This is a genomic window from Pectobacterium sp. PL64 (assembly GCF_022477975.1).
Classification (GTDB): domain Bacteria; phylum Pseudomonadota; class Gammaproteobacteria; order Enterobacterales; family Enterobacteriaceae; genus Pectobacterium; species Pectobacterium jejuense.
This window is the reverse complement of sequence record NZ_CP092070.1, coordinates 4977582-5004564: the sequence shown is the minus strand read 5'-3', so window position 1 is coordinate 5004564 and position 26983 is coordinate 4977582. Positions and strand designations below refer to the sequence as shown.

Genomic DNA, 26983 nt, shown 5'->3' with positions numbered 1-26983 from the left:
TCAGTGATACAACCTGTATTTTTTCTGAAGTTAGCCGACTATTCTGACATCAGTTAGCGAGGTCGTAGTCAGCGAGATGAGATAGACTAACGCTTCATATTTCGACGACATTCACCTTGCAGCGTAGGCAAACTCACATGGTTAAACGCACAGTGTCCGCCAATAAATCGATCGATATGTACGCCGTCTATGTTTTTGTGACGATGGCGGAAGCAGGAAGCATGACGGCAGCCGCAACGCGGCTAGGTCTGACGCCTTCTGCCATTTCGCAAACAATCCGGTTATTGGAAGAAGATTTTGGTGTCAAATTGGTAAACCGGGCTCGTCGCCCCTTTGTCCTGACGCCCTACGGCATTGCGTTGAAAAACCGGGGAGAAATCCTGACGGAAGAGATTGCGAACCTGAAGGCACAGGTGCTGGAAGCAGGAAAAGGGATTAAGCCTGACTTGCGTATCGGCCTGGTGGATTCGTTTGCTATCACCTGCGGTTCGGTGTTTACCAAGAGTTTGATGAAGAGTTCATCGCAGTTGCTGATTCGTACCGGGCTCAGCCCGCAGCAGGGTGAGGCGTTAATGCGACGTGAGCTGGATTTAATCGTCACCAGCGACCCGTTGATCGACAGCGATAGCGTGGTGCGTCATCAGTTGTTTTCCGAAGGCTATTTCATTATCACGCCGCCGGATTACCGCAAACGCATCAAAACGGTTGAGGACATCCGCGAGCTTTCCGCCGCACTGCCGCTGGTGCGCTTTAACCGGAACTCGCAGATTGGGATGCAGATTGAGCGTTACCTGCGCCGCATTGATGTTCGCGTACCGAACATGCTCGAATTTGATAATGCAGATACCTTAACGTCGATGGTGGCGGCTGGCATCGGTTGGGCGGTAACCACTCCGCTTAGTTTCCTGCAATCCGTTGCGCACTCCAGAGAAGTGCTGACGCATATGCCGGAACAGCTGAATATTAAGCGCTCGCTGTATATTGTCGGCCACCGTGATGAATACAGCGCGTTCTTTGAAGAAGCGTGTGATGTCACACATGACATTATTAAAACCGTATTTATTCCGAAATTGAAAACGCTGAACCGCGGAATAGAAAAGCTGGTTGAGATCAACCCAGATAATACGGAATAACCTATTCATAATTGGGAGACAGCAAATGGAGGAACATATCCACCACTAGCCATTTAACGATGCTAATTCAAAGTTCGTCTCCCCGAGAACGCTTTTTAGTCATGATTTTATACAAATCGTGATGGGTTCGTGTTACCTGAAATTCAAAAAACAGGAAAGATAAACCCTAAAAAATCATAGTCTTAATATTGAAAACGATGCTATGTACATCGAACAAGAAAAAAGGAAGAAGATCCATGTCAACGAATATCCGTATTGAAGAAGACCTGTTAGGTACCCGTGAAGTCCCTGCCGATGCCTATTATGGTATCCATACGCTGCGTGCGATTGAGAACTTTTATATCAGCAATAGCACCATCAGCGATATTCCAGAATTTGTCCGCGCCATGGTAATGGTAAAAAAAGCGGCCGCGCTGGCGAATAAAGAACTGCAAACCATCCCACGTAAAATTGCCGATACTATTCTGCAAGCCTGTGATGAAGTGCTGAATAACGGTAAATGCCTGGACCAATTCCCTGTTGATGTCTATCAGGGCGGCGCGGGTACGTCAGTCAACATGAACACCAACGAAGTGCTGGCGAATATCGGTCTGGAACTGATGGGTCACCAGAAAGGTGAATACCAATACCTGAACCCGAACGACCACCTGAACAAATGCCAGTCCACCAACGATGCCTACCCGACTGGTTTCCGTATCGCGGTGTATACCTCCATCCTGAAACTGGTCGAAGCGATTACCCAGTTGAGCGATGGCTTTGAGCGCAAAGCGAAAGAATTCGAAAACATCCTGAAAATGGGCCGTACCCAGCTGCAGGACGCCGTGCCGATGACCCTTGGCCAGGAATTCCACGCGTTCAACGTGCTGCTGAAAGAAGAAAACCGTAACCTGCTGCGCACCGCCGAGCTACTGCTGGAAGTAAACCTTGGTGCAACCGCCATCGGTACGCGTCTGAACACACCGGATGAGTACCAGAAGCTGGCTGTTCAACATCTGGCAAAAGTCAGCGGCCTGCCTTGCGTACCGGCTGAAGACCTGATCGAAGCGACCTCCGACTGTGGCGCTTACGTAATGATACACAGCGCCCTGAAACGCGTTGCGGTTAAAATGTCGAAGATCTGTAACGACCTGCGCCTGCTGTCTTCCGGTCCACGCACTGGCCTGAACGAAATCAACCTGCCGGAACTGCAGGCAGGCTCGTCCATCATGCCAGCCAAAGTTAACCCGGTCGTACCGGAAGTGGTCAATCAGGTGTGCTTCAAAGTCATCGGCAACGATACCTGCGTCACCATGGCCGCAGAAGCGGGTCAGCTGCAGTTGAACGTGATGGAACCGGTTATCGGACAAGCGATGTTCGAATCCATCCAGATTCTGTCTAATGCCTGCTACAACCTGCTGGAAAAATGCGTCGACGGCATCACCGCCAACAAAGAAGTGTGTGAAGCTTACGTCTTCAACTCTATCGGTATCGTGACCTACCTGAACCCGTTCATCGGCCACCACAACGGCGATATCGTTGGGAAAATCTGTGCCGAAACTGGTAAGAGCGTGCGTGAGGTAGTACTGGAACGCGGCCTGCTGACCGAAGAACAGCTGGACGACATTTTCTCCATCCAGAACCTGATGCACCCGGCCTACAAAGCCAAACGCTATACCGACGAAAACGAAGCCGTTTAATTTTCGTTTTCTGCCACGCTTTTCGCTAGTTGTCACACAGGCCCGAGGGAAACGTCGGGCCTTTTCTTTGCTTATTATTCACAGTATGGCGATATTATTTTTCCCGCCTAAATGCTGGCGTCACAGATATACTGTGACTGATTCCCTGCAGCCCCTCGCCCCTAAAATAAATTTCCAATTCAATCCCTTATATTATTTGAATAATTGGGAATTTAGACCAAAACTAAATCATCACAAAAAATAATACGGAACACATCACCTGCAATATGCAGTTTGTTTACCTGACGTTAGACGCTTTTTCCTCATTATGTGAAAACGGACAAGCCTTGTGCTGCTTTCGGCGGGCTTATTTTTATCAATTTGACGGTATTTGGGTAAAAGGATGATTTCACCTGTCATGCCTCGAATAACACACAGCAAACTCCGGCTTCTGACTTATTTTCCCATCGCGCTGCTGCTGTTGCAGTGCTGGTCGTCCACGGCATTTGGGCAAACCATCTCGTTTAATCAGGCCTGGGCCCGCCTGTTGCAGAGCGATGACAGCATTGCCGCTGAACACGCAGGAGTCGATCGCGCGCAGTTCCTGAAAGAATCCGCCAAAGGGCTCTATTGGCCGCAGGTCAACGTGGGCGCAAGCTATACACGCCTCGACAAACCTGTCGAACTGGACGCACGCGACTTAAACCCGCTATCGAATCACCGGGACATCTTCGCCGCGCTCAATCAGCTGATTAATATCAGCGGCAATCCCTTCGTCACCCGCTTCACAGAACAAAATGTAGTAACCAGCTCCGTTCAGGTCGTCTGGCCGTTATTCACCGGAGGCCGGATTGATGCGGCTCAGTCGATTCGTGCCGCGCAGGTCAATGAGGCTGAGCAAATGCTAATCATCCGCACGCTGGCGCAGTTTGAGGCGCTGGCACAGACTTACTACGGCGTGGTGATGGCGCATCAGGTGATGAAAACGCGTCAGGATATAGAGAAAGGCATGGCGCAGCACTATGACCACGCGCGCAAGCTGGAAGCACAAGGCCAAATCGCCCGAGTCGAGGTGCTGTCCGCCCAATCCGCTTATGACATGGCGCGTATCGAAACGCAAAAGGCGCGGCGCAGTATGGAGACCACCGAAATGGTCTTCGAAAAGCTCATCAAAACAGAAGGTGCAACCCCCTCCTCGTCGCTGTTCGTCAATAAAACGCTTCCCGAACTGCCTGCGTTGGTGAAGCAAACACTCAACACGCACCCCGGCTTAAAGGTGCTCTCTGCCAAGCGCGATCAGGCCAAGGATCTCATCCGTATAGAGCGCGCCAAATACGCTCCTGACGTATTCCTTTTCGGCAACTATCAACTCTATGAGCAGGACACGCTGGCCGCCCGAACTACGCCGGATTGGATGGTGGGTGTCGGTGTTTCCGTCCCGCTCATCAGCCGTGAAGGCCGCTCCGACAACATCGCCGCCGCGAAAAGCGCAGAAATGCAGGTTAACCATCTGGAAGCCGATATGCGGAAAAACCTTGAGATAATGGTCGAAAGTACGTGGCGAGAAGCCCGACTGGCGCTGGAAGAGTTCAATTCTCTGTCTTCGACAGAAAAACTGGCCGAAGAGAACGTCCAGCTACGTAATAAGGCGTTTATGCAGGGCATGTCTACCTCACTGGACGTCGTGGATGCGCTAAACCAGCTGGCCGGAGCCAAAACACAGCGTGCCTCTGCGGCCTATCGTTACGTGGTGTCCATCGCCAGATTGATGGCGATTTCCAGCCAGATAAACCGCTTTTCTGACTACCAGACCCAATACGCCATACAGGTGACGCCATGACACAGCCCCAGCTCCCTTCACGTTCAACACGCAAATGGTTCCTTCAGGCCGTTCTGCTGATTGTGGTTGTCTGGATAGCCTATCGCTTCTGGCTTGCCTATCAGCCCGAACCGATACGGTTGCAGGGGCAAGTCGAAGCACAGCAGTATTCGGTATCATCAAAAGTAGCGGGTCGTATCGCAGAAGTGCAGGTACAAAAAGGCCAGCAGCTTGACGTCGGCGATCTCGTCTTCACGCTCCTGACGCCGGAACTGGATGCGAAGCTGGAACAGGCAAAAGCGGGTGAAGCCGCAGCAGGCGCGGTGGCATTGGAAGCCAAAAAAGGCGCACGTGAACAGCAGATCGCCGCCGCCAAAGATCAGTGGCAAAAAGCCAAAGCCGGTTCCGAACTCAGCCATAAGACCTATCTGCGCGTACAAAATCTCTATCAGGAAGGCGTGCTGCCGCTGCAAAAACGGGATGAAGCTAAAGCCTCCTGGGATGCCGCACGCTATACCGAAGGAATGGCATGGCAGGAATATCAAATGGCGCTGGAAGGCACGCGGAAAGAAACTCAGGCTGCGGCAGAGGAAAAAGTCCGCATGGCAGCCGGCTCGGTCGCCGAGGTGGAAGCCTATCTGGCAGAGGCTCGCGTCGTCAGCCCGCATACAGGAGAAGTCAGCAATGTGTTACTGCGCAGCGGCGAAATTGCGCCACAGGGCTTTCCTGTAGTCACGCTGCTGGACATGAGCGACATCTGGATCCAACTGGCGGTGCGTGAGGATCTCCTTGAGCGCTTTGCGATGGGCACCGAGTTTGAGGCGCGTATCCCTGCGCTGAACAACCAGACATTCCGGTTTAAGGTGTCTTACGTTTCCGTCATGGGCGACTTCGCCACGTGGCGCGCAACGGATACCCGACAAGGATTCGATATGCGAACGTTCGAAGTGGAGGCGCGTCCGATTCAACCGATTAGTGGGCTGCGTGTCGGCATGAGCGCGCTGGTAGAAATGTGATGATGCGCGAAGGGAGGGCGCTGTGGCGCGACCGCTGGGGGATGGCTTTAGCGCTCTGGCTGCCGCTTGTCGCCATGCTGATTACCTGGTGGACGCTATCCGGGGCCATTGTGCGCGAACTCCCCATCGGCCTGATCGATCTGGATAACAGCACGATGTCGCGCCAGTTTGCCAGAGAGCTGCATGCTTCGCCGTCTTTCAACCTGAACCACCAGTTCCCGAGCGTGGCAGAAGGCTCAGCGTCGTTACGCGGCGGTGAGATCTACGCGCTGGTGGTCATCCCACGCCACTTTGCGCGTGATATCCGGCAAGGAACATCACCGACCATCACCGCCTGGAATAACGGGCAGTTTGTGCTGATTGCAAAGGTCATCAACAGCTCGCTGGCGTTGGTAGCGGGAACATTCAACGGGCAGATCGCCGTGGTGCAGGCGCTGGCTCAAGGCGCGGCAGTTCCAGAAGCCAAAGGGCTAGCGGTGCCGATTGGTGGACAGATTACCGCGCTGTTTAACCAAAATTCCAACTACGCCCAGTTCTTACTGAACGCGATTATTCCCTCGATCTGGTCGATCCTGCTCGCGCTATATGGCCTGAATACGCTGGCTCGGGAGGATCGGCACGGAGCGCACTGGATGCCGGAGAACCGCGCGGCCATCGGTGCTAAATTCCTGACGCACTGGCTGATCGGCTGGGCGTGGGGCGGCCTATGGAGCTACGGGCTGTATAGCCTGCTTGATTACCCGCTTAACGGCTCAGCGCTGTTGCTCTTTGTCTCAATCGGCGTGACCGCCGGCGCCTGCGTGGCACTGGGCATGGCTTTCTATGCGCTGATTCGCGATCCGGCGCGTGCCGTTTCCATTGTCGGTGCGTTAATGGCTCCCGGACTGGCATTTATGGGCATCACCTTTCCGGCGGCAGCGATGGAGACATTCGCCACATTCTGGCGGCAATTGCTGCCCGTCGCTCACTATGGCGATATCGCGATTGCCATCACCAGCTACGGTGCAGGACTCATTCAGATCGCGCCCGCATTGGCAGCACTCGCCCTATTCTGGCTGCTGCTACCGCTCACCCTCTGGCGCTATCGACCTCGTGACAAGGAGGTAGCATGCTGACCCTCGCCACCCTCATCCGGTTTGAGCTGCGCAGCTTACTGCGCGATCCGACAATCTTGCTCACTCTGTTCGGCGGGATTCTGCTCTATTCCTTTCTCTATCCGCGCCCTTACCTCACCCAGACGCCGCGCGAACTGCCGGTGGTGTTGGTTGATGAAGATGGCACTCAGCTCTCACGCCGTCTGGCATTTATGGCCGATTCCACGCCGGAAGTGCGGCTGGTGGCGCAGCGCAACACGCTGGATGAAGCCAAGGCGCTGCTTCTGCACGGCGAAGCGAAAGGGATTCTCTATATTCCGCGCCATTTCTACCGCGATATCATGCAGGGAAAAAGCGTCACGGTAAGCTATTCAGCAGATGCCAGCTACTTCCTGATCTACGGCGCAATCGCGCAATCTCTGGCGACAGTCGGCGGAACCGCGGGCGCACAGGTTAAAGTCGCACGGCTGCTGGCTCAGGGGGAAGGCATACCCGCCGCCAGCTCACAGTGGCAGGCAACCTCGCTGAATGTCGTGCCGGTATTTAACCCCACCATGGGCTATGTCGATTACGTGGTTCCCGGCGTTTTCATGTTGATCCTGCACCAGATTCTGCTGATGGGATGCGGCCTGCTCGGTGCCGGACAAAATCAGCGCTCGCAGTCTGGCGAAGTTCGCTACTGGCAATCTGCGACATCGTGGCGTTTGCTGCTGGCTCGCACGCTGGTCGTTGGCGGAGCCTATCTGCTCTCGCTACTCTACATGCTCGGCTTTTGTCTCGATGCCTACGGCATTGCACGCGAAGCCAGCATGAGCCAACTGCTGCTGTTTGCGCTGCCCTTTCTGCTCTCGACGCTATGGCTCGGTGTTGTGCTGGGAGCGGCCTTTACGCGCAAAGATCTCCCCAGTCAGGCGGTGCTGCTGTCTTCCATTCCGATTGTCTTTCTCTCCGGATTCATTTGGCCCGTTGAAATGATTCCCGCGCCTCTGAACTGGCTCGCGCAATGGGTGCCCGCCGTCTTCACGATTCAGGGGATATTGCGTCTTAACCAGATGGGCGCTGACTTTGCCCAGATCGGCGAATTTTGGTGGCACTTGTGGATGCTGGCCGCGCTGTACGGCCTGCTGGCGTGGGGAATGTTAGGGTATCGGCAGCGGCAATACCGACGGAAAAATCAGGCAGCGCGTCGATGCCTGGCACATTATTGAACATTAAAAATGAATGTCCCGACAGGTACGTCGGGACAAGAGGTTTACGGTTTTGCCGACCACACAAAGGGGGCCGAATTACGCAGTGAAACGTTAACCGTTTCACTATGGTTCATGCCTTTATATTCATGTACCTCTGCTGACGTCCCTGCATTAATGACATCTTCCGCAAAGTGACGCTGCATCTTTGTAGGTACGTTAATGTCATTGGTCCCAATCCCGATGAAGACCGGTTGGTTAACCTTGAGTGTGTTATAGCGCAAACTCGGGGTTTGGCTGTCCAGTAATCCTTGGATCGCAGGCTTCAGGCTATTCTTCGCGTTCAGCCCCTCGGCCATCACCTTTTGCGTCAGCTCACCGATACACATCTTACGTGCGTCAGCGACAATGGCCGCAGCTTTCGGTGTGAAATAATCATCAACCTTAAGCTCTTTATTGATATCGGCCGCCGAGAGATAGATATACATCACATAAGGTATTTTTGGATCGCCGCCCTCTCCACTTTCCCCAGCAAAAAGATCTGCCGCAGAGGTACTTGTCATCAAAATAGGGCGTACCGGTCAATACCGTCGATACGATATGCAGGTTCGGCGCATAATCCGGTTGGTAGCCCGCTGTCGCAAAGGCCGCATGCGCCCCCTGTGACTGGCCGACAAGCGTTAACTGATTACGCAACGGGAATGTACTCAACGATGCTTTTACGCCATCCAGCACGCTCCACGCTTCCCCTCGTGCATTGAGGTAGTGATGTAGCCCGGCAGACCCAAGCCCCGCATAGTCCGGCGCCACAATGGCAAACCCCAACGACAACCAGGTATTTAAATACTGCGCATCTCGCGCTGAACGTGGATTGAGAGACGGTGCGCAGGCAGCCGCCACACCTATCGTTCCATGCGTCCACACCACGACTGGCCAGCCACCTTCTGGCGTCTCACCTTTAGGGATGAAAACAGCGCCGGTGTCGTCGCGTAGACTTTTGCCATCCACACCACTTCGAGAGTGATACAGGATCCGATACTGCTCAGCGGCTTCCAGTAAGCCATACTCCTCAGCCAACTGCACTTTTTTTACTAGCGTGCCTGGTGCCTTCGTATCTGCGGAAGAAAACGGTGCCACCACACAGGCTGATATAATGAGACATAACGCTAAGGGGGATTGCTTTATTTTAGGTAAATGAAACATGACATCTCTCCAGAGTTATTTGATTTGGCATCCCCTAAAAGGTAGTTCAGTTATTGATTGAATGATGTCAAAAATTGATAATTTCATTATTAAATTCAATAGGTAACTAACTTTTAGCAATAGAGAAATTAGGCCATGGCGATATTAACCTTGGCGCGATAGGCATCAGGCTGATAGTCGAATGTTAACAGGGCGAACTTATACGCTTTTGATACAGCGAACCATGCGAATAGTAATGTGCGGCTCTCTGGCACGTCATGCCATAAGCCGCTAAAGAGAAGGGAGTTTATTCGTCGAAGAACCAGTAACCCTGATTAACCAGCCCGGTTAGTTCAGCCACAAATGCCGGATTATTCAGCGCTTCACCCAGCTCTTTTTGACCGAGAACAGTATAACGACACAACGCATCCGCCGCTTTCGGATCGACCGTGTCCAGCCGTTCGCTATTGATGAAGTAGCTACCGCCGACTTCCAGAACGCGCAGCCCGCTCAGACGCGTCAACACGCCGCCGTCCATCAGCGCCCCCACAACTTCATCCTGCTCGTAAGGTGGCTCAGCCGGAGCAATATCCAGCTCGTGGCGCGGCGTTGTCACAAAGCGACCAAACCACGCTTTCAGCGCTTCTGGCTGATTAATCACGTCGATCATCATCTCGCGCAGACGGTCAAACTCATACGCCTCAACCCGTCCCGGATGCTCGCGACAGGTCAAATCAGGATCGCTATAGTGCTCACCGCCGAGATCGTTCTCCAGCACGTAGTCAGCGAAGCTGCTGATTAAATCTCTGCCGTTCGGCCCGCGGAACCCCACGGAGTAGTTAAGTGCAGTTTCATGCGTGAAACCGTCATGCGGGAAGCCTGGCGGAATATAGAGAATGTCGCCCGGTTCAAGATCCTCATCAATGATCGGCGGGAAAGGATCGACATGCAGCAACGCAGGATGCGAGCAAAACTGACGCATCGGCAGCTTGTCACCCACGCGCCAACGGCGGCTGCCCATCCCCTGAATGATGAAGACATCGTACTGATCGATATGCGGACCCACGCCACCGCCCGGTACGGAAAAGGAGATCATCAGGTCATCTAAACGCCAGTCTGGCAACACGCGGAACGGGCTCACGAGTTCAGCAGACGGCGCATGCCAGTGGTTCACAGCCTGAGCCAGCAGCGACCAACCGGTTTCACCCAGATTATCAAAATGCTCAAACGGCCCGTTGCTGGCCTGCCACTGACCATTCTTATGGCTGACCAAACGGCTATCGACCTCCGCCTCCATCGCCAAACCTGCCAGCTCATCCGGCGTAATCGGGTCGACAAAATTCGGGAAAGCGTTCTTCAATACAACAGGCTGTTTTTGCCAGTATTTTTCTAAGAATTCAGGCCAGTTAAGATTAAGTTGGTAAGCCATGCGTCCACACCAGTAAGAAGAGAAACGGGCCTGATTATAAAGAAGGCCACGCCTTATCTACTTTGTCATTGGTCAATGGGCGGCTAACTATCATGCAGCCTGCATATTTTTCTTTATTAGATAGTGCCTTAACATGCCTTCCTCAGGAAAATCAGGTAAAGACATTTGCAGCTGATAACCTTGCTTTTCATAGAAGGGAAGTGCCTGAAAACTAAACGTATCCACAAGCGCATGACGGCATCCAAGACGCATAGCTTCCTGTTCCGCTTCCTTCACTAGCGCGCTGCCGAGCTTCAGGCCTCTGGATTCTTCTCCAACCCACAAATAATCAATACACAGCCACAATCCTTTACGGGTTGCGATCAGCCCGCCAAGCATAGTCCCGGCACTATTGCGGTGAAAAATTCCAATTTGCCCAAAAGACGCAGGAGTAATAAACCGATGGTTGTAGCTTCTCAAACCCGTAAAAAGTGCTTCCCGATCGCTATCGGTAATGTCGTGCGTCACGATTAACTCCACTCGCCCTCCTCCAGCTCCCGTTTATTAAAAATCATGAGGTTGCATGAATAATGCGCCGTTGAAAATGTGGTTTCAGGGATTCCTGTACTTCTGCACGCAACCCAGCACAGGCGCTGCGTTTCAGCATAAGCACAATCCGCCTTTCGGTATATGATTCTTTTTCATGGTGATTGTGGCTATCTGTGTGAGTAAGGGAAAATTGGATGATTTGAGAAGGTTGAGGGAAAAGAGATTAAGGAAAAGGTATAACCATCTGAATTTCAGACATAAAAAAAGCCACCCTAAGGTGACTTGATTTTCATACTATGGTGCGAAGGCCGGACTCATGTATTAAAATAAGACAATGAATATAAAGGATAAAATTATTATATAAATAATTTATGCCCCCTTTTGTGCCCCCATGTGGTTTTTAGCTATATATCAGAGAGATACAGATAAAACCCTGTAAATAAGATTTATTATCATCCGCTCGGATTCGATTCCGTGCAACGGATCCTAACCGAACACATCTAATGACAACGACTCAGCCAAAATAAAAAGATTTTGCACAAAACTGTTCACCCTCTTCACCAGAGGTTTTTATTATTAATAATCAATAGATTAATGGGTGATGAGTTGGTGAACAGGTGACGAGTTACTCATCACCTTGATGGTAGGTATGCTGCATAGCAAGGAAGCCGCGGGTTTAAGACATCCGCGTTTATAGTCGGTCTTTCGCTGTTTTATAAACGTCTGAGCGTTCCCGTTTGCCCACAGCTAAAACCAGCACCACGATCTCATGCTCAAGTACTTGATACACTAACCGATAGCCAGCGGAACGAAGTTCGATTTTGTAGCAGTCAGCCATTCCATGAAGTCGGTTGGCGGGAACGTGGGGATTTTGTAAAACCTCTTTCAACTTTATGGTGAACTGCTCCCGCACGGGCGCACCCAGCTTCTTAAATTCTTTCAGCGCGTGCTCTTCAAACTCCAGCTTATAACTCATCCAGATCGACCTTCACACGTTTCCCCTTCATCCGGGAACGGGCGATTTTGGCAAGTTCGATATCTTCCTGATAATCGGCCAGCGCTTCCCATGTTTCCGGGGAAACATAATAGCCAGAGATACGGCCATTGGTTAGCACGGCTACAGGTTTGCCGTTAGCTTTTTTAAGCGCGGCATTGGGCGACTTTTTAAAGTCGCTGATACTCACGGCTGCATTTGCAAGGATAGGTTGCACGGACATAATCAGCCTCTTTTAAGTATGATGTTTGATACTGAATTTAGCTCTTAACCAAAAAGGCAGTAACATCACGGTATAAACGTGATTCCACAATAAAAAGATTTTGCACAAAACTGTCCACTCTCTTCACCACGGATTTTTATTTTTACTAATCAATAAATTAATGGGTGATTGGGTATTTGCATTCACTGGACTACCCTTTTGCATTTTAGTTGACTTCCTGTTTGCATTTCGCTTGGACATCTCCAACAGAATATGAAGGCCGGTCTCCTGCTGAGTTGACCGGCAGCTAAGTGCCAAAGGCGGACGTTGCTGACGACCTAGTTAAAGCCCAATTTTGGGCCTTATTTTAATCTTAACTTCCTAATAAACTTTCAACTTCCTTTGCAATTCTATCAATCTTTTGAATCATGATTTTTGATGGGATTAAATCCTGCCCATGGACCAAAGCGTTGCGATATTTTATTATTTCCCTCAAATCATTATTCAACCGGCTATCAATGCGCCCAAATTTAACCAATTCATTTAACGCAATTGAAATAGAGCGATGCCTTTTCCCTTTCCTAGAAGAGCTATAATAATGAGTGGGAATCAAATCAATACCAATGGATTGGGCTTGATTAGAATATAATTTATTAAGTAGTCTGTTAATGAATGATTCTAACTGATTGAATTTGTATAAGAATAGAGCGAGAGAATCAGTGGTGTCATCATAGTTTTGATTTTCATTTTCATTTTTTTCTTCAATCGTATCACTATCATTGAGTTCGCTCTCATTTCCATTCATATCCGACGAGGACTGAGTAGCAGAAGTTTTATTTTTTTCATACTTGTCTATGGATTTCTTGATTTCCTCACTTGCTTTTTCAATTTTATCCAACCGCAGGACATACAGGATAAAATAACAAAAGAGAAAAATAGTTATTATGAAAAATGCCGTGCACAAATTTTTAGAAAAAACTCTAACCATGTTCACTTTATCATCAAATGACACCAAAGTAAAAACAGCCAGTAGAATTGTTGATAATGAAAAAAAAGTTAACGCAAATAATAAAACTCTTTCATTGTTTTGAGTTAAACTTATTGCATCTGTTTTAGTTGAATCACTTTCTTTCTGTTTGTCTTGGTTGTTCCTAAGAAATATATAACCTGTAACTGTTAGGCCATAAATAGCAGCAATTACTTGCGCTTGCGTGGAATATATATAAAGATGTTGTTCTTCACTAAGCAAATACCAAGGGTTCTCAAATCCCTGGTATATCCATAAAGAAGAAACAACTATTGTTAATAAAACTAAAAGAAAAATAGTCAGTTTCACTTTAAGCTATCCTGCTGATGTGATGCATTCAGTTTTGATGACCTATTTTGATAAAATTTTGATAACCAATCAATAACCGAAAATAAAAAAAGGGAGTGACCTACTCCCGGTTGATTCACACAGAATGGTGCTAGCAATGTCCGCTCCTCGCCCAAAGCAGCCTGTCAATACTGTAGATGATTTGTGTCCGTTTTTTGTTGGAGATGGTCAGTAATTTGCAAACAGGTAGTCAAGTAAGATGCGCTGGTGATGAGTGATTCATCATCTATTACGGTTTTTTGACGTAAAAAAACCGGCCGGAGCCGGTTTTGTCGCTTCTGGTGTCTACCTCGCTATCTCGCACTTGGGCAGCCAATCGGCGTCGGATTCGTCTTTCAGCTCAAGATTGGTCTGTATACCCTGATTGGTTCTGCCTTTGAGGTACGTCTGCCCGTATTCCGACATCATGTTGGGCAGCACCTTACCAAAGGCCGTCAGGCTGATCGGCTTCTGGTGGCCGTGCGACTCCATAAAGGACAGGTAGGCGTGATACAGGTATTTACGCGGGTTGCGTGGCGTAATGTTGGCGTTACCCATATACAGCCCGGTGGTGTCGCCGTGCGCCAGCAGGTAGCCGCAAAAATCAACCAGCGGGTCAGCCTGTCGTTTAATTTCCAGCGCCTCAGCGGAGTGTTGCTGTGCCTGTAACAACGTCCGGGCGTCGTTTGGCTCTTCAAAGCGTTTCATCAGGTGACGCACTATCACCGCCAGCTCTGCGCGGATTTTCTCTTTCAGCTTGGGGTCGCGTTCGTTGGCCGGGATGGTTTCGCCGAAGTGGATAATCACCCGGCGACGGGACACGCCGCCGCTGCGGTCACTAAAGCGCATCGGCGAGTTATTGACAGCCAGAATCACCGCCGGAATACGGGTGGAATAGGCGTCACGGTATTTCGGGTCAACCATCACTGCATCGCCGCCGGTAATGGCCTTGATGCCTGCACCGTCACCGCTCCATTTTTCTTGGTCAGGCAGTACGATTAAGGAGAAGCCAATAATCGACGAACGTTCACGCGATGATTCAATGGTGTTGATGGTGGCAGCCGTAGTGTTGTCCTCCCCAGCCAGCATGGTGGCGATTTCTGCCAGAATACTTTTTCCACTGCCACCGGGGCCGGTGACTTCAAGGAACAGTTGCCAGTCGTAGCAGTTCGCCAGCACCATAAACAGCGCGGCTAAAATGCGCTCCTGCTTATCCGTATTGTTCCCGGCGGCACGGGTCAGCCAGCGCCAGAAGTGCGGGGCGTTGTCGGCAAGGTTTTCCCCGGCCTTAAACGGCGTGTAATCCACATCATTGACGGTATTCAGCCAGTGCTCCCGGCGATGGGGTTTAAATTCCCCGCTGACGGTATCAAACACCCCGTTACGAAAACCGATTAACCGGCGCTGGGGTTTCTCCTGCATCGGGATAATCAGTTTCAGGGTGTCCAACACGCTGCCAATCCCGGACGCGGTAAAGGGTGCCTGTATCTTCTGAAACAGTGCGGCGATATCCCGGCTTAACAGGCGATAAGGCAACACTTTCCACGCGCCGTTCTGGTACTGGAAGAAGGTTTCCCCAAACGCGTCAATCGCCAGCGTATCGCGGTAGTGGTCGCGTATCTTCTCCGCTTTCTCGCTGGCGCTCATGGCCTTGAATTCGGCCTCGCCCAGCGACTCAAACGGGCTGACTGGCTCTGGTTGGGTAAACGCATTCAGGTGCTGCCGGGTAGCGTCAGCGCCTTCAGTAAGATAAACATCATTCCAGTCACCAAACACCGGCGGCAGCGCGACACGGCCATTGACGGCAGCGGCGGCCTGTTCCGCTTTGGTCTGCCCGGTGCCGTTCTCGTCCCGGTCAGCCGCTATCAGCAGCGTGACCGCCGGGTAGCGGGTTTTCAGCTCACGGGCAAGGGATGGCAGGTTGTTCGCGCTGAGCGCGACATACACCGCATCACCGGTTAACTGATGCAGCGTTAAGCCGGTGGCGTAGCCCTCGGCCAGCCAGATAACGCTGGCCTGTTTGCCGCTGAAACAGTTAAAGGCACCTTTGACCTGTCCGCCTTTCAGCGTGCGCTTGTCACCCTGTGCATTGATAAGCTGGAGATTCACCACCTCACCCTCTGGCGTGGTCAGCGGCACCAGTACATCACCGGGCTGATAGGTGATACCGCCCACGCGCAGCGGCTTACCTGTAAGGGTCGGTACGGTCACGTCCGGCCAGCCTTTGGCGCTCAGGTAGGTGTTACCGGACTGTATCACCGCCTCTTTCAGCTTTGCCTGTGCCTGAACCGCCGCCCGTTGCCGGGCGGCCTCGCTGTCTGCGTCGTCAGATGTTGGCGCTGCCGGGCTGTCCGGCTGGTCACCCAGCCATGCGCCCACTTTCAGGGCGGCTTCTGTCTGCGTCAGTTTCAGGGCTTTTTCTACCAGATTCAGGCCGTCACCCGCGCCGCACTGGTTGCAGAACCATGTGCCGCGTCCTTCTTTGTTATCGAAGCGGAAACGGTCTTTGCCCTCGCACATCGGGCAGGCAGTATGCTGCCCGGTGGCATCAATGCGGATCCCCACAGCAGGGAGCAGTTGCGGCCAGTGGCCGCTGGCGCGTTTCACAGCCTGTGTCACGGTAAGGTGTGCCATGCGTTGCCCCTTAATGCAGTGTGGTGTCGGTGTAGTCAACGTCGCTCAGGTCGCCGATCGTGTCGGGTGTATCCAGCGTGGCCGAAAGCACTTCCAGCCGTTCGGCCAGCACAAACAACAGCACCTCTTTTGCCATCGGGTTATCCAGCTCAATCACGGCATGCGTCAGGGCGCGGCACTGGTCGGCGATTTCATCAAGGGTCAGCGGGGTAGAATCAAACATGGCTAGCCCCCTGAACAGGCAGACGGCCAGCAAAAGCCAGTACATAGTCACGTGCCAGCAGACGGCGGGCGCTGATTTCATCCGGGGCGATAACGGCTTCACGGTGCGGTAAGGCGCGTAATTCGGCGCGGCGCACGGCCAGAAACAGAAAAGTAAATTGCGGGTGTGACGGGGTGAGGGTCGTAGCCATGTGGCATTCTCCGTTGAGTAGCATGTATAGCTACCACCGGAAACGCCAATTTCATTGGTGGTAGCCCAGACAGGGTTGGCGTAACCGGCCTCAACGAATACCGGCCAGCCCGAAGGCTGCCCTGCCTGAGCCACCATTGTTTGGATGCAATAACGGCTAAAAAGCTGCCGCACAACATGCAATAGTGCTAAGGCCGCGACGTAAAAAAAGACGCATGGCGCGTCTGGTGTCGCCGTTGAGTTGCTCGGGACGCCAATCCCGGCTACCGATTTTGCGGCAGCGGCAGAACTATAACGCCAAAAAGCCCCGGCAGGCAAGCCGGGGAAACGGATAAATTGCGCAGTCATGAACAGCCTCAGCAGTTGGTCAGCGCATCACCGGCACGGGATGCGCAGTAACGCCGGGGAGAGTCAGATGCGGCGGGCGTTGGTGCAATGCTCAGCAGCAACGCGCCGAAACGCTGTTCACGGGCGGCAATAGTGGCCGGGTTACGAATGGCGGGCAGCAGTTGATCGCACAGGCTGAGGGCTTCCCGTTCATCGAGTGTGACCGACTGACCGGCGATAGTGAAGGTGATCATGCGTGGTTCTCCTGTTGGCGGGCGGCGATACGCTCGGCCACCCAGTGATGAATTTCGGACTCAACCCACGCGACACTTTTCCCACCCAGTGAAACGTTGGCGGGAAAGGCTTTGCGGCTGCTCAGATCGTACAGCGTCGAACGGGAAATGCCGGTGACGTGCAGCACTTCCGGCAGGCGCATTAAGCGCTCTCTGGCCGGATGCTGTGGCATTGGGGGCATAGCAGGAATGGGGGCTGGGGGTGTGGCTGACAACATGTGACGCTACCTCGTTAATGTCCACACGGCTCTGGCCGGATGGCGCTGGATTTCTCTGGTAGCTCGCTATTATGTGAATATTTTCGGAGACCGCAACAAGGGGAAGTTGTGCTATCGATGAGCAAAAAACAGGCTTTGTTTGCCACCGGATTGTCATTGTTTCTCTTAGTTTTCCTTTGTTTCTCATTTGAGAAAAGTCTACGTGTTTATGGCTATTAATCACCGCGCTATCTATAGGAAATAACATCGTAAAACATGCTAGCCAGAAAAAAGGCTCAAAAAAGACGGGTGAACAGTGTGAACACTCGGTGAAGAGTTTTTTATCAACTCTTAACCCCTTTATTTATTGATTTATATATTCTTTTTTCTCAGGTGAAGAGTAGTGAATAGTTTTATAAAAGAGTTAGCTCTCAATTGGGGAAGCGGCCTGCGATAGAGATTGTTTTGTGTGGGAAGTGGCACAACCGGCTCAGATAGCGGGGGTTGTGTGGTGAATTGCACAATAGCCACCAGATAACCCAAACAGGACAACGACCATGACTAAAACCTCCGCTTCAATACTGAATGAACGTATCACCAAACAACGTAACTACTACAACAATGCTAAGGTCGCCTATCAGAAAGATAATGGTGCTTTACAGAACGTGATCAGCGCGATTGAAAATGCCCAAAATCAGCAGCGTGTGGAACAGGAGAAAAGCCAGTTACTGGAAAACGACTGGCGGCAGCGCTTCCGTGATGCAGGCGGCCAGATGTCAGACGACCTGAAATCACTCCACTTGCAGCAGGTATCCCACAAAGAGCTGGCGAAAGAGTATGACAGTATGGTGACCTCGTTAGAGTTGGATAAAGAGCAAGCTGAATTATCCGCCGCCAAAAGCGGGCTGGATTACCAAAATGCCCACCGCTCCCTGATGCGTAGTTATGCTGCTTACGAGCTGGAAAAAACGATGGAAACGGTAGAGCCGCTTATCAGGAGTATTGGCTTTACGGCTTCATGCGCTTTCCCTGCAATCACACGATGAGCAGGTCTATGATCATGTGAACTTTACGGCAAGCGCCAATCAGGTTGTGCTACAGGAGGTGACTCAGCAACTTGAAAGCCGGATGGAGAGTTATCGCTTTGACATGAAAGAAGAGGCACTGTTGCAGGAAATCGGCCTGTATAGCCCAACCCTACAGAATATCAGTGAAGCCTTGCTGACCAGTCCAATCAAACGGATGCAAAAAGGTCAGTCGATACACAAACAGCGGGAGAACGAGAAATGATGCACTGCCCGTTCTGCGGCCATGCCGCCCATGCCCGCACCAGTCGCCCGTTATCGGAGAACGTCAAGCAGCGTTATCACCAGTGCCGGAATATTGAATGCTCGGCAACTTTTCGGACACTGGAATCAATAGAGGAAATTATTCAGCCGTCGAATAGACGCGATCTGCCCGTGCCGGATATTCCGTTATCACCTGCCATGCAGAAAAAATATAAGGATTACCCAGCCTCAACCCTGAGGAATTAATTAGCCTGATTATAATTTCATTGCCGTCAGCATCAGGAAGTCGCCCGCCATTGCGCGGGCTTTTTTACGAGCTTTTTTCTCTGGCTAGCGATTTTTTGACCCTGCATGCATACGGTGTATGGATTTGCATGCAATACTTACCCCTGTATCTACCCTATAGCGCCAGTACTGGCGCGGCCTGAGCGCCTCAATGCAACTGCATGAAAAGCGCTGCATGAAGCGGGCAGGCGTGGCGGGGATAGCATTGCGCGCTGGAGTAATAATTAATTATTTTCTCGATCTGTGTTTGCCGTTGCACCGCACAAATTTGTAGGAATGCTGGATCGAAATGGTGGTATTTAAGTGGGTTAGCGGGCTTCTAATGAGTTCAGGTCAAATGGAAGGAAATGCTGCCCGGAGGTGACGGAAATCAGTCATTTTTTATCAAATACCTACTTCAGACTTAGTACATACATATGTAGACAAATATCCATCCAGAAGTATATCCTCATAAATAATTTAAACTGAGTCGCCAAAAAAATACAAGGATTTATAAATGCAATTTTACTTCCATGAAGTTGGTATAAAAGGAGCAGAGAGTGCGTTCCCCAGAACGGTTTATAAAAAAATTAAGACGGAGAACATTGCTAATTCCACTAGCAATCCAGAGCATACACAGAAAATCTTAAATGATGAATTCAGTGATGGATTTTGCAACGTATGGGGTGTACCCAAAGGAGCTGCAGGAATAATAAAAAAAATTCAAATTGGTGATATTGTCTTGCTGGTTAGGACAAGAGCTAAGGACGGAGACATACCTATATTATGCAAAATTAAATTTATATTAAATGAATCGTCGCCTGAGTTGTCAAAATCATTATGGGGTGACGAGCGTTTTCCTTTAATATTTTTATTTGAATCTGAAGTAATTAGCTATACATGGAAAGAGCTAGTACATGATTTAGGATACGACCATAAATTCCGCCCAAATGGTAGCATTTATAGAGTCATAGAAGAAAGGCTAAAGATTCATAATGGTGCAAATGGATATTTACAAAAGTTAAGAAAGTCAATCTATAGCAATAATTTAAAAAGTGAAGTTTCATTTACGGAAGGGCTACGACAAAGAAAGGAAATTTCTTTTTTCTCTAGGAACCCACGTCTTGTATCGATAGCAAAAGAAGTATATGGATATCGCTGTCATGTTTGTGACTTTGATTTTGAAGAGTATTACGGCGATATAGGAAAAGAATTCATAGAATGTCACCACTTGAATCCACTATCTGAAAGCAATTCAGAAGAAACGATTCAAACTCATCTAAAAGATGTAATAAATAAAGACAGGCATGAAGGTTGTGATCTACTTAGTGTTCCACCAAAAAGTAAGGTCACGCCTCTATGCCTGCTTCACAAGTTTGCCATAAATTTTTTAGCCAGTCCCTGAACTCACTTCATCAGTACCGTAAAAATGCTCTGCTCGATATGACCGTCGCACTGACGCGTGGCGCATCGCTCTCTCTTACCAGCATCGGCAGGTATCTGCCTGGACCGGCACGGGTTAAGCACAAGATTAAGCGTGTTGACCGGCATCTCAACAGTGACCTGATGTTTAGCGATGTCCCCGCTGTTTATCAGAAGCTTGTATCCCGCCTCACCAGCAGCCTTTCATTATGCGTTATTGCTGTGGACTGGAGCGGCTATCCGTCATCGGAGCTCAGCGTTTTGCGGGCAAGTCTACTGTGCGATGGAAGAGCTATCCCGCTGATGAGTAAAGTCATTTCCTCTCAATACCAGAACAACGCTACCGTTCAGAACGACTTTCTCGATCAGATGGCTGCCGCCATCGGCAAAGATAAGCAGGTCATTGTTGTGACTGATGCAGGCTTTCGCAGCAGTTGGTTTCACCACATTCGCTCTCTGGGCTGGCATTTTGTCGGACGTGTCAGAGGTCGCCTTTACTTTCAGATAATCGGGGATGAGGAATGGAAAATGGCGCGGAATATTACGTCAAGAGCGAAGTCATGCTATCTGGGATTTGGGCGACTGGCACGCAACGCCAGCCGTGACTGCCTCGGACATTTCTATACCGTGCATAAGCGGGCAACGGGCAGGAAAGGCAACCAGTGCTTCCCTAAAACGGACAAGATGTATCGTAAAAGCGCGCGTGAACCGTGGCTGCTTTTTACCAGCCTGATGGGATATAAACCACGTGAGATAGTTAAAATTTACAGTCGCCGTATGCAGATAGAGCAGAATTTCAGGGATGAGAAAAGTGAGCGCTATGGATTGGGGCTTAGGGCAAGTAAAAGTCGGGGCGAAAAGCGAATATCAGTGCTTTGCCTGATAGCGACACTCTACAGCATCATCATGTGGCTGACGGGTTATTATCTTGAAAGCAAAGGAATAAATAGATGGTTTCAGGCGAACAGTGAGAAATCTCGGAGGGTGTTGTCGTATCTGACATTGAGTGAAAATGTCATCCGTCAATCACCGAGGATCCTGTCGGGGATGAACCCCGACAGGGTATACGACGATATGGCGAGAGCCTATCGAAACATCATCATGGTGTATTGATGATGTTTCTGGGGATCTCTCAGCCCGTAAGGGGCTATTTTAAACTCGACCAATGTTTTGTCTTTCGAGCCTCGTGATATTTTGTAATCCACTGGGCCTCTACCATTATCAACTTCGCTGTTTACATCTGAAATACTAGCAAACCATGTCAATCGGAACATTAACTGTAAATCAGCTTCTCGTTTAACAGGGACGCCATTCAAATAGAAAATTTTATATCCGTTGTTATTTTCGATTACTTGTTTAAGATAGCTAACCCGTTTATAAGTTTCTTCGAATGTATCATCCTTCGCATAAAAGAATTCCTCATTCCTTTCAAAAATCATATTAACTAAAAGCTGGACAGCTTCAACATATCTACGTTCAGTTTCACTGACTTTTGCATCGCTCTCGCGATTAGCCCCATTTGGGTTCTGTTCTTTATAACGGATATAATAATCTATAAAGCTAGGATAGTTCTTTATTGTTAAATCTGCAGCTAGTTCTCTTTCTTTTTTCTTTGCCTCATCAGGCAAACATCTATTAAAGTAATCTGATAACTGACCACGTAATTGATCATTAGAGATACTATCACATATATCTCTAAAATCCTCTATCATTTCATTTCTATTAATCCAAGTTTCGTCTTTTGTAAGTATATCCCTTGGCGTTAAAAGAACATAATCGTCATCATATGTTGGTAGCGTGAATTTCTTTGATGACCAACTTCGGGTTTCATAATTAAATTCAACCTTCGCCACTATGTGCTCTGCGAGATATTTTTTATCTATATTATCTTTAGCGAAATCTTCAGTGTATTTTAATAGAAAAGATTTAATTAAGTTGGTGGTAAAATCACTTACACTATCCTTCCCAACGCCTTCCTTAATTAAGCACAACTTCTCAAGGTGACTACCTTCCGTTATTTCTTCTTTGCCAAAATTTTGTAGTATACTAGAGAATGAATTATTTAATGATTTTGCAAAATCGATACCTAGGCCACTACCACCATTACCAACAATACTATAACCTAACCAGTTCTGCTTTACCTCGGGGAATAAAAACCAACTTTTAATCAAGCCACTATTTAACTCACCGTGTTGAGACCGATCTCGTAAAAAAGAAACATACTTTATTATACCTTGATGTAATTCCTTATATTTTTCATTATTAAATAATAAAAAAGGATCTATAAACAAAGGAAGGTCATTAATTAATGAAATATTGAAAGCACCATAGTCTTTTATTTTTTCCGGTACAACATTAAAAAAATCAGAGAAATATATTCTTAATTTAGGCATGGTAATGTCCTTAGAAAGCTATTCTATCCAGAAAAAAAACATAACTACATTACGCTTCATGCCGCTAACATTTCAAGTCAGGTATGAGGGCTAATTCAGAGAAACGTGATGATGATGACATAACATCACACAGAATTGAGTCCGTAAACTAGCTCGACTTAGCATAATCATAAGGTGCAACATATATTTCTTTGTTCGCATTTAAGTAATCAGCCCACCACTGCACCATCAATCTCCGCTCATCTAAATGCTCAGAAGTGTGGATATAGGCCGCTCGTACATTATTACGTTCTGAGTGGCTTAACTGGCGCTCTATCGCGTCATCGCTCCATAATCCTGACTCACCTAAAGCACCACGCGCCATCGTTCTAAAACCATGCCCACATACTTCAGTTTTCGTATCGTAGCCCATCGTCCTTAAAGCACTATTTACAGTATTTTCACTCATGACTTTCGTTACGTTGTGATCGCCAGGAAACAGCAGCTCTTTATCACCACTGATTTGCTTAAGCTGTTCAAACAACGCCATAGCTTGTCGGCTGAGTGGAACGATATGTTCCTCTTTCATCTTCATACCGCGATACGAATAACGCACGCCTCTTATTTCTTCACGCGTTGCCGGTATGCGCCAGAGAGCTTTTTCGAAATCAAACTCATCCCAGCGTGCAAAACGCATTTCGCTAGAGCGGACAAAAGTCAGCAGTGAAAGCTCGACCGCGATCTTTGTCATAACCCGGCCACGATATGCAGCAAGACGTGCAAGAAACTCAGGGAACCGGCTAGAGGGTAAAGCGGGATAATGCCGCGCTTTGGTTGTCGATAGTGCACCGGCCATATCACTGGCTGGATTTGAGTCTATGTAATCGTTCTGTACGGCATAACGCATTATGGCCGTGACACGCTGTTGCAGACGCTGAGCAACGTCGTGTTTACCACTAGCATCAACTTTTTTAATTGGGGCTAACAGGTGACTGGTTTTGAGCTGGCGAATGTCGGACGAACCAATATGAGGGAAAATATAAAGCTCAAGATAGCGAAGAACGCGCGATCGATGATCTTCGCTCCAGCGCTTATTACTGGCATGCCATTCACGAGCGATAGTTTCGAAAGTATATGCCCCCGAATTCTCAGACTGAGCTTCTTTCTGTTCGGCTTTTGGGTCAATGCCCTGCACTAACAGCTTTTTAGCTTCGTCGCGCTTTGCTCTTGCCTGAGCAAGCGTCACAGTAGGCCAAACACCAAAAGCGAGGCGATCCTCTTTTTTGTCAGAGGGGCGGCGGTACTTCATCCGCCAGTATTTCGATCCCCGAGTGGTTATCTCAAGATACAGGCCGCCACCGTCCGCCATCTTATAGGTTTTATCTTTTGGCTTGGCAGTCTCGACTTGGCGGGCGTTGAGCTTCATTTTGGGGGCACATTTCTAATCGAAGTGGGGATGCCCCCAATTATGCCCCCTGCGGGGTCTGGATTGCAACGGATGTGCTCGGACTCTTGAGGACAAAAAAAAAGCCTTTCGGCTTTCTTTTTAGTAACTTACGGACTGTTACGGACGTTCTCGAACTACTAAATGGTGCCGAAGGCCGGACTCGAACCGGCACATCTTTCGATGGTTGATTTTGAATCAACTGCGTCTACCGATTTCGCCACTTCGGCACAGAAGTAGTATGCGGAAAACGGGTGCATTATACCGTTTGACGGCCCACGCGCAACGTTAATCCACTCCGCGTTCGGTTAAGTGCTGAAAAAATCATCTTTTGCAACGTGTTATGACTTTTTTACCTTCACGATTGTGTGGTAATGGGTGTTGCCGGGGGCAATTTGTCACAACCAATAAAAAAGCGCCGAGGGGTAATCCCCACTCGGCGCTTTCACTGATTTAGCTGAGGTCTATCGGCGTTTTAGCAGCAGCGCTACGCTGATGAACAGAAACACCGAGCTTGGCAAGATCGCGCCCAGAATCGGCGGGATGCCATAGACCAGACTAAGCGGGCGGAAAATCTCATTCAGCAGGTAGAAGAGGAAGCCGAAGCTGATGCCTATCACGATACGTGAACCCGCCGACACGCTGCGCAGCGGGCCGAAGATGAAAGAGACCGCCATGAGCATCATCACCGCCACTGAGACCGGGGCAAAGATTTTGCTCCACATGTTCAACTGGTAGCGATTCGACTCTTGTCCGCTTTGTTTCAGGTATTTGGCGTAATTGTGTAGCCCACGGATCGACAGCGCATCCGGCTCCAGCGCCACCACGCCGAGCTTATCCGGCGTCAGGTTGGTTTTCCATTCTCCGCTGAACGTCTGGCTGCCGCCAATCTGTTTGCCATCGCTCAAATCAGATTCATCAACCTGCGAGAGCTTCCAGACATTCCTGTCATCTTCAAACTCGGCGGAGGCCGCATAGCGCACAGATAGCAGCTTGTTCTTATCGTCGAAGTGGTAGATGTTGACGCCAGACAGCTCTTTATCGCCCGTCACTCGTTCGATATAGATAAAGTCATTGCCGTCTTTTGCCCACAGTCCGCCCTGCGTGGAGATCATCGACCCACCGGAAATCATCTGAGAGCGGTAGTTGCGCGCCATCTGTTCCCCTTGCGGAGACACCCATTCGCCAATCGCCATCGTCAGCAGCACCAGCGGGATCGCGGTTTTCATCACGGCCGTCGCAATCTGTAAGCGGGTAAAGCCGGAAGCCTGCATCACCACCAGTTCGCTGCGGGTCGCAAGCTGGCCCAGCCCGAGCAACGCGCCAAGCAGCGCCGCCATCGGGAAGAAGATCTCAATATCTTTGGGTACGCTGAGCAGCGTGTATAACCCTGCGCCCAGCGCCGAATACTCGCCCTGCCCGACTTTACGCAACTGGTCGACAAACTTGATGATGCCGGAGAGCGACACCAGCATGAACAGCGTCGTCATGATGGTGGTAAAAATCGTTTTGCCGATATAGCGGTCTAATACACCAAACATCAGGCCGCTCCTTGTGTTCTAAGAGTGCGAGGCTTAAAGCGGGCGCGTACTTTGCGCATCGGCACTGTATCCCAGAGGTTAAGCATCACTGCGATACCGAAATACACCAGGTTGGTCAGCCAGACCCATACCATCGGATCGATTTTTCCTTTACTGGCGTTAGAACGCAGCGAGCTTTGCAGCAGGAAGAAGATCAGGTATAGCAGCATCGCAGGCAGCATACTCAGTACCCTACCCTGACGTGGATTCACCACACTCAGCGGCACTACCATCAGCGCCATGATCAGTACCGAAATAATCAACGTCAGCCGCCAGTGGAACTCCGCACGCGCATCGTGTGCATCCGAATGCCACAGGGTCTGCATATCCATTTGTTGCACGTCGCTATTATTGAGCGTCACGCTCTGGTGACCAATCACGGCCTGATAGTTGGTGAAATCCGTGATTCGAAAATCACGCAGCAGCGCCGTGCCTTCATAACGCGAACCGTTATCCAACGTCACGACCTGCGCACCGTCTTCGTTTTGCTTGATATGACCGCGATCGGCGACGACGACAGAAGGCCGAGCATTACCGCTGGGGCGCAGCTGTGCCAGAAAGACGTGCTCAAACTCCGATCCTTTGACATTGCCGACAAACAGCACCGCGTTGCCGCCCTGTGCGGACTGGAACTGTCCTTCAACCAATGCTGCCATGCCGGGGTTCGCCTTCGCTTCCGCCAGCACTTCTTCCTGATGCCGCGACGACCACGGGCTGAGCCACATGACGTTAATGGTAGCGACGATGGCAGTGAACACAGCCAGGACCAGCGCGGCTTTCAACAACACGCGTTTGCCCAGCCCGCAAGCGTGCATGACGGTGATCTCGCTTTCCGCATAGAGGCGGCCAAACGTCATCAATACGCCAAGAAATAGACTTAATGGCAGGATGAGCTGCACCATTTCTGGCACACCCAATCCCAACAGGGAGATAACCAAATTTGTCGGGATTTCACCATCAACGGCGGCGCCCAATATCCGTACTAATTTCTGGCAAAAGAAAATCAGTAACAGAATGAAAAGGATGGCCAGTTGACTCTTAAAGGTTTCCCGTACCAGATATCGAATGATGATCACGCTTAATTACGCCTGTGAAAACTTGTCTTTTTGCAGGAAAATCGATAGTTTCTTCGCTAACGCGCCATTTATACTCATTT

Annotated in this window: 25 protein-coding genes, 1 tRNA gene and 2 pseudogenes; 11 read left to right on the top strand and 17 right to left on the bottom strand. The window is 49.9% G+C overall.

Annotated elements, in window-relative coordinates:
• Nucleotides 1-137: 137 nt before the first annotated feature.
• The 6 genes from HP572_RS22535 to HP572_RS22510 all read left to right on the top strand — a co-directional run bounded on the left by HP572_RS22535 (nucleotide 138) and on the right by HP572_RS22510 (nucleotide 7925).
• Nucleotides 138-1133, top strand: coding sequence for a LysR family transcriptional regulator (locus tag HP572_RS22535; protein ID WP_014913980.1), 996 nt, complete (start codon nucleotides 138-140; stop codon nucleotides 1131-1133).
• 236 nt (nucleotides 1134-1369) lie between these two features.
• Nucleotides 1370-2809: an aspartate ammonia-lyase gene (gene aspA / locus HP572_RS22530; RefSeq protein WP_240584384.1), complete on the top strand. Its 1440-nt coding sequence runs from the start codon at nucleotides 1370-1372 to the stop codon at nucleotides 2807-2809.
• 397 nt (nucleotides 2810-3206) lie between these two features.
• On the top strand, nucleotides 3207-4628 hold the full coding sequence (locus HP572_RS22525) for a TolC family protein (protein ID WP_240584383.1): 1422 nt from the start codon (nucleotides 3207-3209) through the stop codon (nucleotides 4626-4628).
• Nucleotides 4625-5623, top strand: a complete 999-nt coding sequence (locus HP572_RS22520; RefSeq protein ID WP_240584382.1) for an HlyD family secretion protein — start codon at nucleotides 4625-4627, stop codon at nucleotides 5621-5623. The genes HP572_RS22525 and HP572_RS22520 overlap by 4 nt, the downstream gene beginning before the upstream one ends.
• Entirely contained in the window at nucleotides 5623-6738 is a 1116-nt protein-coding gene (locus HP572_RS22515) for an ABC transporter permease (protein ID WP_240584381.1), read from the top strand. Before HP572_RS22520 ends, HP572_RS22515 begins: the two co-directional genes overlap by 1 nt.
• Nucleotides 6732-7925 (top strand): ABC transporter permease, encoded by a 1194-nt coding sequence (locus tag HP572_RS22510; protein ID WP_240584380.1) that lies wholly within the window; start codon nucleotides 6732-6734, stop codon nucleotides 7923-7925. Before HP572_RS22515 ends, HP572_RS22510 begins: the two co-directional genes overlap by 7 nt.
• A gap of 44 nt (nucleotides 7926-7969) precedes the next feature.
• Here HP572_RS22510 and HP572_RS22505 read toward each other — a convergent pair.
• The 12 genes and pseudogenes from HP572_RS22505 to HP572_RS22450 form a co-directional block, all read right to left on the bottom strand.
• Nucleotides 7970-9107, bottom strand: a pseudogene (locus tag HP572_RS22505) (lipase family protein).
• Nucleotides 9108-9393: 286 nt separating this feature from the next.
• Nucleotides 9394-10515, bottom strand: a complete 1122-nt coding sequence (locus HP572_RS22500) for a cupin domain-containing protein (protein WP_240584379.1) — start codon at nucleotides 10513-10515, stop codon at nucleotides 9394-9396.
• A gap of 90 nt (nucleotides 10516-10605) precedes the next feature.
• Nucleotides 10606-11034: a GNAT family N-acetyltransferase gene (locus HP572_RS22495; protein ID WP_240584378.1), complete on the bottom strand. Its 429-nt coding sequence runs from the start codon at nucleotides 11032-11034 to the stop codon at nucleotides 10606-10608.
• A gap of 700 nt (nucleotides 11035-11734) precedes the next feature.
• Entirely contained in the window at nucleotides 11735-12019 is a 285-nt protein-coding gene (locus tag HP572_RS22490; RefSeq protein WP_240584377.1) for a type II toxin-antitoxin system RelE/ParE family toxin, read from the bottom strand.
• The gene (locus HP572_RS22485) at nucleotides 12009-12260 is read right to left on the bottom strand and encodes a type II toxin-antitoxin system Phd/YefM family antitoxin (protein ID WP_240584376.1); all 252 of its coding nucleotides are present in this window, start codon (nucleotides 12258-12260) and stop codon (nucleotides 12009-12011) included. Before HP572_RS22485 ends, HP572_RS22490 begins: the two co-directional genes overlap by 11 nt.
• Before the next feature lie 352 nt (nucleotides 12261-12612).
• Nucleotides 12613-13575, bottom strand: coding sequence for a hypothetical protein (locus HP572_RS22480; protein WP_240584375.1), 963 nt, complete (start codon nucleotides 13573-13575; stop codon nucleotides 12613-12615).
• Between the two features lie 324 nt (nucleotides 13576-13899).
• A complete protein-coding gene (locus tag HP572_RS22475) occupies nucleotides 13900-16227 on the bottom strand; it encodes a phage/plasmid primase, P4 family (RefSeq protein WP_240584374.1) in 2328 nt (775 codons plus the stop codon).
• Between the two features lie 10 nt (nucleotides 16228-16237).
• A complete protein-coding gene (locus tag HP572_RS22470) occupies nucleotides 16238-16450 on the bottom strand; it encodes a hypothetical protein (RefSeq protein ID WP_240585808.1) in 213 nt (70 codons plus the stop codon).
• Nucleotides 16443-16640, bottom strand: a complete 198-nt coding sequence (locus HP572_RS22465; RefSeq protein WP_121266703.1) for a host cell division inhibitor Icd-like protein — start codon at nucleotides 16638-16640, stop codon at nucleotides 16443-16445. The genes HP572_RS22470 and HP572_RS22465 overlap by 8 nt, the downstream gene beginning before the upstream one ends.
• 44 nt (nucleotides 16641-16684) lie before the next feature.
• Nucleotides 16685-16987: pseudogene (locus HP572_RS22460) on the bottom strand (ash family protein); the annotation flags it as partial.
• Between the two features lie 8 nt (nucleotides 16988-16995).
• The gene (locus HP572_RS22455) at nucleotides 16996-17220 is read right to left on the bottom strand and encodes a hypothetical protein (protein ID WP_015841426.1); all 225 of its coding nucleotides are present in this window, start codon (nucleotides 17218-17220) and stop codon (nucleotides 16996-16998) included.
• The gene (locus HP572_RS22450) at nucleotides 17217-17477 is read right to left on the bottom strand and encodes an AlpA family transcriptional regulator (protein ID WP_039539552.1); all 261 of its coding nucleotides are present in this window, start codon (nucleotides 17475-17477) and stop codon (nucleotides 17217-17219) included. The genes HP572_RS22455 and HP572_RS22450 overlap by 4 nt, the downstream gene beginning before the upstream one ends.
• A gap of 536 nt (nucleotides 17478-18013) precedes the next feature.
• Between HP572_RS22450 and HP572_RS22445 the strand changes: the two genes are divergently transcribed.
• The 5 genes from HP572_RS22445 (at nucleotide 18014) to HP572_RS22425 (ending at nucleotide 21544) form a co-directional block, all read left to right on the top strand.
• Nucleotides 18014-18502 carry a hypothetical protein gene (locus HP572_RS22445; RefSeq protein ID WP_240584373.1) on the top strand — a complete coding sequence of 163 codons (489 nt, stop codon included), beginning with the start codon at nucleotides 18014-18016 and terminating at the stop codon, nucleotides 18500-18502.
• Nucleotides 18459-18746: a hypothetical protein gene (locus HP572_RS22440; protein ID WP_240584372.1), complete on the top strand. Its 288-nt coding sequence runs from the start codon at nucleotides 18459-18461 to the stop codon at nucleotides 18744-18746. The genes HP572_RS22445 and HP572_RS22440 overlap by 44 nt, the downstream gene beginning before the upstream one ends.
• A complete protein-coding gene (locus tag HP572_RS22435) occupies nucleotides 18743-18991 on the top strand; it encodes an ogr/Delta-like zinc finger family protein (RefSeq protein ID WP_116362417.1) in 249 nt (82 codons plus the stop codon). The genes HP572_RS22440 and HP572_RS22435 overlap by 4 nt, the downstream gene beginning before the upstream one ends.
• A gap of 535 nt (nucleotides 18992-19526) precedes the next feature.
• Entirely contained in the window at nucleotides 19527-20414 is an 888-nt protein-coding gene (locus HP572_RS22430) for a hypothetical protein (RefSeq protein WP_240584371.1), read from the top strand.
• Nucleotides 20369-21544 (top strand): IS4 family transposase, encoded by a 1176-nt coding sequence (locus HP572_RS22425; RefSeq protein ID WP_240583251.1) that lies wholly within the window; start codon nucleotides 20369-20371, stop codon nucleotides 21542-21544. Before HP572_RS22430 ends, HP572_RS22425 begins: the two co-directional genes overlap by 46 nt.
• Here HP572_RS22425 and HP572_RS22420 read toward each other — a convergent pair.
• From HP572_RS22420 to lptF, 5 genes are all read right to left on the bottom strand, one after another.
• A complete protein-coding gene (locus HP572_RS22420) occupies nucleotides 21517-22824 on the bottom strand; it encodes a hypothetical protein (protein ID WP_240584370.1) in 1308 nt (435 codons plus the stop codon). The two genes, HP572_RS22425 and HP572_RS22420, sit on opposite strands and share 28 nt — an antisense overlap.
• A 148-nt stretch (nucleotides 22825-22972) precedes the next feature.
• The gene (locus HP572_RS22415; protein ID WP_240584369.1) at nucleotides 22973-24229 is read right to left on the bottom strand and encodes an integrase arm-type DNA-binding domain-containing protein; all 1257 of its coding nucleotides are present in this window, start codon (nucleotides 24227-24229) and stop codon (nucleotides 22973-22975) included.
• Between the two features lie 163 nt (nucleotides 24230-24392).
• Nucleotides 24393-24477 (bottom strand) — tRNA-Leu (locus tag HP572_RS22410).
• 234 nt (nucleotides 24478-24711) lie between these two features.
• Nucleotides 24712-25788, bottom strand: a complete 1077-nt coding sequence (gene lptG, locus HP572_RS22405; RefSeq protein ID WP_010284634.1) for an LPS export ABC transporter permease LptG — start codon at nucleotides 25786-25788, stop codon at nucleotides 24712-24714.
• A complete protein-coding gene (lptF, locus tag HP572_RS22400; RefSeq protein WP_240584368.1) occupies nucleotides 25788-26903 on the bottom strand; it encodes an LPS export ABC transporter permease LptF in 1116 nt (371 codons plus the stop codon). The genes lptG and lptF overlap by 1 nt, the downstream gene beginning before the upstream one ends.
• Nucleotides 26904-26983: the final 80 nt, after the last annotated feature.